Annotated in this window: 1 protein-coding gene and 1 pseudogene; one reads left to right on the top strand and one right to left on the bottom strand. The window is 54.8% G+C overall.

Annotated elements, in window-relative coordinates:
* The first annotated feature begins 158 nt into the window (after nt 1–158).
* Nucleotides 159–997: pseudogene (locus GJ654_RS20605) on the top strand (IS5 family transposase).
* On the opposite strand, the gene GJ654_RS20600 reads toward GJ654_RS20605, so the two are convergent.
* Complete coding sequence (locus tag GJ654_RS20600) at nt 966–1,637, bottom strand: phospholipase D family protein (protein WP_155448053.1); 672 nt, start codon at nt 1,635–1,637, stop codon at nt 966–968. The pseudogene GJ654_RS20605 and the gene GJ654_RS20600 sit on opposite strands and share 32 nt — an antisense overlap.
* Nucleotides 1,638–1,739: the final 102 nt, after the last annotated feature.

Genomic DNA, 1,739 nt, shown 5'->3' with positions numbered 1-1,739 from the left:
TCCAGGTTCGCCTGTTGAATCAAACAAAAGCCGATTCGGGAATCCGCCGCCGAGTCAGTCTCTCGGAGACTTGGTATTAGTGTCGGTCCGAAAAGAAGTTGAATCGGCTGAATCATTTGTGATTCAGAGGTTGCGGCCTGATTCTGGAGGGGCCGCCGATGTGGACCACCGAGAACCGCCCGAAATATGCCCGCGACAAACTGCGTTATCCCAGCGATGTCACCGATGCCGAATGGGAGCATATCGCGCCACTGATTCCGCCCGCCAAGCGCGGCGGTCGCAAGCGCTCGGTTGATCTGCGCGAGATCGTCAACGGGCTGATGTACGTTTTGAGCACAGGTTGCCAATGGCGCTACGTGCCGAAGGATCTGCCGCCGCGCAGCACGCTGTTCGACTATTTCGATCTTTGGAACTGGGACGGCACGCTCTATCGCATTCACCATGCGCTCTATGTGAAATGCCGCGAAGCGATGGGGCGTGAAGCCAGCCCAACCGCCTGCGTCATCGACAGCCAAAGCGTGAAGAGCGCGGAAAAAGGGGGCCTTGCGTCGATCCGAACGGCTACGACGCGGGGAAAAAGATCAAGGGCAAGAAGCGCCATATCCTCGTCGATACGGTAGGCCTGCTGCTGCACGCCGTGGTTCATCCCGCCGACATTCAGGACCGCGACGGCGGCGGTTTGGTTTTATCGACCCTGTTCGGGCTCTATCCGTTCTTGAGCAAACTCTTCGCCGACGGCGGCTATCAGGGTCCAAAGTTCAAAGCGGCCCAGAAGAAGGCTTTGCCGTTCGTCACGACCGAGATCGTGAAGCGCTCCGATCAGGCGGAAGGCTTCGAAGTCATCCCGAGAAGATGGGTTGTCGAGCGCACCTTGGCGTGGCTCGGACGATGCCGAAGGTTGGCGAAGGACTTCGAAAACCTGACGCGAAACGCCTTGGCGTTCATCCGCCTCGCCTCAATCCGCCTCATGCTGCGAAAGCTTTGCTTGCCAAACTAAACTTCCCGGACGGACTCTTAACGGTTTGTTGCACGGCACGACCCCGGCTGCCCAAATTCGTGGTGTCGCATGTTAAATAGATGGGCCTATCAACAAACTCTTCTGTGCCAGCAATTACCGCATCCAACAAATTTTTAAACTTCTGCTCTTGCAATACGGGGGGGCGCTGGCTGCGTCCGTCGAAGTGTCGCTTCGCAGCGACCTTCAGATCCGCTTTATCTATATTCAAGGCTGCTGAGAACTCGTTATCCAACCAAATATCGAGTTTCTGCAATTGCTGAGGTTCCGTTATTAGATAGCCGAGTTCGGACCAGCCACCCAGTTCCAAACCCTCGAAATTTAACCCATTCGCGGAGGCGTTTGCTGATCCGACAACGGCGGCGTTGTCAAAGCGGAATACCTTGGCGTGAAGCCGAGGAGAATGTCGGACGGAGTACCCCTGTTCAATTAACCGCTTTATTTCTTTTGGATTCGTTCCGCCCATGGTCAGATTGCAAATTATTTCGTAGTTTTCTGGGTGTTCTATTCCGAGGGATTTTATTGCTCCATCCCCCCAGAAAGCAACAGCAACACGGTTGCTTGCTGAGTTAGCAAGATTACTCCTAATGCATTCAAGATAATTTGCTCCGTACAAAATCATTTGACGCTCCTCGAACTGTCGCAATGTAACTACCCACGGTCGAATCCCGCGAAGTGACTTTTCTGGCGCGGCGGCTTTGGCCGCGTTCGCCTGGTGTCAGTG

The organism is Rhodoblastus acidophilus (assembly GCF_009720655.1).
In the GTDB taxonomy this organism is placed as follows: Bacteria; Pseudomonadota; Alphaproteobacteria; order Rhizobiales; family Beijerinckiaceae; genus Rhodoblastus; species Rhodoblastus acidophilus_A.
This window is presented reverse-complemented; position numbering and strand designations above follow the sequence as displayed.